This is a genomic window from Chryseobacterium sp. VD8 (assembly GCF_037149975.1).
Taxonomy (GTDB): domain Bacteria; phylum Bacteroidota; class Bacteroidia; order Flavobacteriales; family Weeksellaceae; genus Chryseobacterium; species Chryseobacterium indicum.
In genome coordinates this window covers 1-5,645 of the sequence record NZ_JBBCQL010000266.1, presented here as the reverse complement: position 1 = coordinate 5,645, position 5,645 = coordinate 1, and the positions used below count along the sequence as shown (strand labels likewise).

Below are 5,645 nucleotides of genomic sequence, written 5' to 3'. Positions count from 1 at the left end.
CGACTAGGTTAATTTACGGACATTTTGTAAAGCAGGATTTAAAAGAAATCAACGATTGGTACAGGAAAATTAATAAAAAATTATGGAACAGATTTCTTATTGATTTTCGGAATAAAATCGATTTAATAAAGGAAAATCCATTGTCCGTTGAACTTAAATATGGCGACACCCGAATTGTTTTTCTCAAAAAATTTCCTTTTGGAATTCATTATTCTTACAGCGAAGAGAAAAATCTAATTGAAGTATATTCTGTCTTTCATACTTCCAGAAATTCTGAGGAATGGGAATACAGAAAATAAAAAATCCGGATCTAAACTTTAGATCCGGATTTTTTTATGCTAAAATATTGAATTACAAATTCTCCAAAATAAAATCAGTCATTTTCTGATACAATTGTGGTCTTGTCTGTCCGCCATAAATTCCGTGGTTTTTATCAGGATAAGCCATAAAATCAAACTGTTTTTTGTTCTGGATCAAAGCTTCCGAAAACTCCATAGAATTCTGGAAGTGTACATTATCATCGGCAGTTCCGTGGATTAATAAGAATTTCCCTTTCAATAAATTCGCATATTCAGTCGGGGAGTTTTTATCGTATCCGTCCGGATTTTCCTGTGGTGTTCTCATGAATCTTTCCGTGTAAACAGAATCATAATATCTCCAGTTCGTTACCGGCGCCACTGCAATTCCCATTTTGAAAACATCGGCTCCTTTTGTCATTGCCAGACTCGTCATATACCCTCCGAAGCTCCATCCGAACATTCCTATTCTGGATTTATCAATGTATGATTGATTTCCGAACCATTTTGCTGCCGCAATCTGATCTTCAATTTCATATTTCCCTAAATTCATGTACGTTACTTTCTTGAATTTAGCACCTTTATAACCTGTTCCGCGACCGTCGACACAAGCTACGATATATCCTTTCTGAGCAAGCATTTCAAACCAGATTCCGTTTCCGTTGTCCCATGAATTGGCAACCTGCTGAGAACCGGGACCTGAATACTGGAACATAAACAATGGATATTTTTTGTTTTTATCAAAGTTTTTAGGCTTGATGATCCACGCATTCATCTGATCTCCCGCTTCATTCGGAATGGTAATGAATTCTTTTTCTACGAAATTATCAGCTTTTAATTTTTGTAGCTGTGCTTCATTATTCTGAAGTTCTTTTACTGTTTTGCCGTTTCCGTCCTTTAAAACATAAGTATAAGGTTTTGAAGCTGTAGAAGAAGTTTCGATGAAATAATTATAGTTTTTGCTGAAATTAGCAGAATTATTTCCTTCCGCACTGGAAATCAACTGAGATTTTCCGTTTTCGATATTTACTTTGGAAACTACTTTATTGATGCTTCCTTTTTCTGTGGTCTGAATGTAGATCTCCTTTGATTTTGGATTAAATCCGTAATAATCTGTTACTTCCCAGTTTCCTTTCGTAACCTGCTTTTTCAGTTTACCATCTTTGTCATACCAGTATAAATGGCGGTTCCCGTCTCTTTCGGAGCCCCAAAGGAAAGAATTGTCCTCTAAAAATTCTAAGGTCGGGCTGTCTGTATCAATCCATTTTTCATCCGTTTCTGTGAATAATTTCTGAACAGCTCCTGTTTTTGTATTGACTTTTAAAATATCAGAAGCATTCTGAATTCTGTCTGAAGTAATCAAAACAATTTCGTCCGGTTTTGCTGTCTGAATTACATTCGGAATATAATAATGCTTGAAACTGTCTAAATTAACGGTTGTCTTTTTACCGTCACTCAACTGATAAATATGCGCTGAAGCGACAGAATTTTTTTCTCCGGCTTTTGGATATTTGTAACGCATTTCGCTTGGATAAAGCGTCTTACCATAAATCGGAATATAGATTTCCGGAACTTCCGTTTCATCTAATTTTACGAAAAGAATCGCATCCGAGTTTTTTGTCCATTCGTACAGTCTTGCGTGTCCGAATTCTTCTTCATAAACCCAGTCTGCAAGTCCGTTTAAAATTTTATTTTTAACACCGTGCTGCGTAATCTGTGTGATTTTTCCTGAATTCAGATCCTGATAAAACAGATTGTTATCTGCAATAAAAGCCACTTTTGTAGCATCCGGAGAAAATCTTGGCTCCTGAACAAATTTTCCTTCATTAAGACTTACTGTTTTTCCGGATTTCAGATCTTTTACTTCATATTTTCCTAAAAACGAGTGTCTGTAAATCGGCTCACTGTCTTTCAGTAACAAAATTTTGGATTCATCATCAGAAAATTCATAGCTCTGGAACTGTCCATCCACAAGGTTTCCTTCTTTTTGGGAAGTTTTGTAAGAATATTTTGCAATTCCTCCCTGTTCGATAACCAGATAATTTTCACCGTTTTTCATGGAGGTAATTCCGGCAATGCCTTTTCCGCGGTAATATCCTGAATATATTTTATCTAAAGTAATTTCCTGAGCGGATAAACTTTGAAATGCCACAGCAACTGTAAGCGTTAGTAAGAATTTTTTCATTTCTAATATTAAAAGATTTCAAATATAATAATTTTTAAAATGGTAAAAAAAGCTTTTTAAATCTCTGATTTTGGCAGTAAAATTGGATATATTAAGGTACAATCAAATTAAAATATAATTATGGAAACGAATGCTTTTAACCAAAAACTGAACCGATACGAACTGGAAGATAAAATAGTATACACCGGATTTTCAAGTTACAAAGATGCCGAAGATTGTGCCCATAAAAAAGGAGGGGAACTGGTAGAAGTGGGTTTCAAAGACGGAAATGATAATCCCGAAATCTGTAATGAAGCAGGATTATTGCAAAAACAATTACATTATTTCGTAGATGCGGGAGATGAATACAAATTTATCCATTCTTCAGATCCCGGATTCAGAAAATATGCCGATGAACTGCAGAAAATTAAAGCAAAACTATTGCAGTCTCCACCGGATGAAAGATACATCGCCAATTTTGAAATCGAAAATACAGAAGATCCGATTGTAGTGATTAAAAATGATCATTTTGAGTCGGTAACTTCCAGAGAGCGTTCTAAATATCTGAAGCACGCCCGAGTTTATGAAATCGGAGTTTCTATACCCAAATCTTAAAAATAAATAATATGAGCAAGACAAAATATTCAGATAAGGCTCAGGACAAAGTAGGAAAAGTAATGCACGAATTCAAGGAAGGAAAGCTGAAATCTTCTTCCGGAGAAAAAGTGACAAGCAGAAAACAGGCAGTTGCCATTGGTATTTCTGAAGCGAAACAGGAGGGCTTAAAAGTCCCTAAAAAGAAAAAAGATTAACCTAAATAAACAAGGCTTGGAAAAATTTTCCAAGCCTTGTTTGTTTCATATATTGAACCATTAAATTGATTAAGAAGTTAGGTTTCTTTAAGATTTATCATTTCTGATTTTAATGTAGCGTTATCAAAACTTAAATAATACTTAACTTCTTAAATCGACCTTAATGGTTTAAAAGCTTATTAACAATTAACATTAATCATTATACATAATTCTGTAATATTCATCCGCCATTCTGTCGCTGTTAAACTGATCTTTAACATCATTCATAGAATTATACTGAATTTTTCTCCATTGATCCGGCTTGTCATAATACGTAGGAAGAATTTCATTTTCGAGAATTTCGTATAATTTGTTAAGGTCATAATTATCCTGTTCGTAGATGCTCATATTGGCATAATCTGCTTTCGGAACCACAAAAGAATTTTCCCCGTGTTTTGCAAATTCAGGGATCCATCCGTCATCTGTGGAAAGATTTACAGAACCATTCATGGAAGCCGTCATTCCGGAGGTTCCTGAAGCTTCTCTCGGAACTCTAGGATTATTCAGCCAAAGATCAGAACCCTGCTTTAAAGATTTACTCAAAGACAGTTCATAGCCTGTAAGAACCGCCATATTTTTATGGTTTTTGCTTTCTTCTACAAGAGAATTGAAGGTAGAAATCGCAGAATAATCCATCGGATAAGGCTTTCCTGCCCAAATGATCTGAACCGGATATTTCGGATGATTTAACAGCTTGTAGAATCGGTCTTTGTCATGTAAAAGCAGATCGGCACGTTTATACCCTGCAAATCTTCTCGCCCAGACAATGGTAAAAACATTTGGATTGAATAAATTTCCGGTCTGGTCGGCTACGATTTTAAATAATCTTTTCTTTAAATGTTTCTTACGGTAATCGAAAACCGTTTCGTCGTTTTCGTCTTTTGCATTGTAAAGCGGTTTGTCTGCCCAATATTTGAATTCCTGCGCATTCGTAATCGAAGTAATCTCACAGATTCCCGGATATTTGCTCCACATTGCTCTGGAAACTACCCCATGAAGCTGGGAAACTCCGTTTGCTATTCTTGCCATTTTCAGCGCGCAAAGAGAATGGTTGAAACGGTCATCATCAGAACCTTCAATATTTTTTACCTCTTCCATGCTGAAGCCTGAAAAATAAGACATATCATAACACAATCTCATATTGTGCTTTTCATTTCCAGCTTCTTCAGGAGTATGCGTGGTGAAAACCAGCTTTTCTTTCACTTTATTCAGGTTTCCGCTGTATTTTTTCAGCAGATGGAACGCTGCAGGAAGTCCGTGAGCTTCATTTAAATGATAAACATCTCTTTCAATGTTCATTTCATCGAGTAATTTTGCTCCTCCCTTTCCTAAAAGAATGTATTGAGCCAGTTTCGTAGATTCGTTGGCGTCATATAATTTATGACAGATGGTTTTAGAAATATGATCATTTTCAGGAACATCTGTTGAAAGAAAAAACATAGGAGCCGTGTGGAAAATTTCAGGATCAAGATACCAAACTTTTACCCAAACCGGAGCGCTGTGAATTTCTATCTGAAATTTTATGCCGGTGTCTTCCAGAAAGCTGTACATTTTCTTCGTCCATGTCGGCTGTAACGTCTGGTCATGATTTCTTGCCTGATCGTAATACCCGAACTTCCAGAGAATCCCGATTCCGATAAGATCCTGTTTCAGATTGTAAGCACTTCTCATGTGGGAACCCGCCAAAAATCCTAATCCTCCCGAATATATTTTCAGCACCTGCTCAATCGCAAATTCCATAGAAAAATAAGCAACTTTCTTGGAGTACTGCGGATTTACGCTAAAAGGTATTTTAAAATTTTTAAAATCCATGTGTAACAGTTTATTAAGTGAGGAGGCAAAGGTATTAATTATGAAAATAAACTCTACATTAATTATTTTATAAATTAACATTAAAAATACTTTTTGAATCTGTTTTTTATTTACCTTTAATATGTAATTTTTTGATAATCAAAACTTCATGATCTGAAACCGGAAGTTTTATGTGTTCCATAACAATAAAATAATAAGCACATGAAAAAGGCATTTTCTGATGAGGATTTAATTAAAAATCTGAGCTTATATTATCTGAACCGACACTTGAAAAAGAAGCCGATAGAGAAGTATCATCGTAAGATCGACGAATCTCAGCTACATGACCGCGAAAAATATAAAAAGAAAGCGGAAATTTTACTGCTCAACTCCTTTATGCACCATTTCCCTGAAGTTAAATTTGAAGATTTAACTTGCGAAAGCCCCGACTTTATTGCAAAATTTAATGATAAGAAAATCGGAATCGAGCTTACCGAAGTAATCAATCATCTTGAAATGAAGAAGGTTGAAAGCAATCTGAAC

The 5,645-nt window shown here is 35.3% G+C and carries 5 protein-coding genes and 1 pseudogene; 4 read left to right on the top strand and 2 right to left on the bottom strand.

The window, feature by feature from the left end:
• A partial coding sequence (locus WFK35_RS19915; protein WP_336734170.1) for a type II toxin-antitoxin system RelE/ParE family toxin occupies positions 1-299 on the top strand: 299 nt, incomplete at its 5' end.
• A 52-nt stretch (positions 300-351) separates the two neighbouring features.
• On the opposite strand, the gene WFK35_RS19910 is transcribed toward WFK35_RS19915, so the two are convergent.
• Positions 352-2,481, bottom strand: coding sequence for a S9 family peptidase (locus WFK35_RS19910; RefSeq protein ID WP_336734168.1), 2,130 nt, complete (start codon positions 2,479-2,481; stop codon positions 352-354).
• Between the two features lie 120 nt (positions 2,482-2,601).
• On the opposite strand from WFK35_RS19910, the gene WFK35_RS19905 reads away from it, so the two are divergent.
• Positions 2,602-3,075: a hypothetical protein gene (locus WFK35_RS19905; protein WP_235132645.1), complete on the top strand. Its 474-nt coding sequence runs from the start codon at positions 2,602-2,604 to the stop codon at positions 3,073-3,075.
• Between the two features lie 11 nt (positions 3,076-3,086).
• On the top strand, positions 3,087-3,272 hold the full coding sequence (locus WFK35_RS19900; protein ID WP_214588680.1) for a DUF6496 domain-containing protein: 186 nt from the start codon (positions 3,087-3,089) through the stop codon (positions 3,270-3,272).
• A 192-nt stretch (positions 3,273-3,464) separates the two neighbouring features.
• On the opposite strand, the gene glgP is transcribed toward WFK35_RS19900, so the two are convergent.
• Complete coding sequence (gene glgP / locus WFK35_RS19895; RefSeq protein ID WP_336734165.1) at positions 3,465-5,123, bottom strand: alpha-glucan family phosphorylase; 1,659 nt, start codon at positions 5,121-5,123, stop codon at positions 3,465-3,467.
• Positions 5,124-5,324: 201 nt separating this feature from the next.
• On the opposite strand from glgP, the pseudogene WFK35_RS19890 reads away from it, so the two are divergent.
• A pseudogene (locus tag WFK35_RS19890) lies at positions 5,325-5,645 on the top strand (hypothetical protein); the annotation flags it as partial.

Coding starts and splice junctions, on each gene's coding strand:
- WFK35_RS19910 (WP_336734168.1), bottom strand. CDS start 2,481: ATGAAAAAATTCTTACTAACGCTTACAGTTGCTGTGGCATTTCAAAGT.
- WFK35_RS19905 (WP_235132645.1), top strand. CDS start 2,602: ATGGAAACGAATGCTTTTAACCAAAAACTGAACCGATACGAACTGGAA.
- WFK35_RS19900 (WP_214588680.1), top strand. CDS start 3,087: ATGAGCAAGACAAAATATTCAGATAAGGCTCAGGACAAAGTAGGAAAA.
- glgP (WP_336734165.1), bottom strand. CDS start 5,123: ATGGATTTTAAAAATTTTAAAATACCTTTTAGCGTAAATCCGCAGTAC.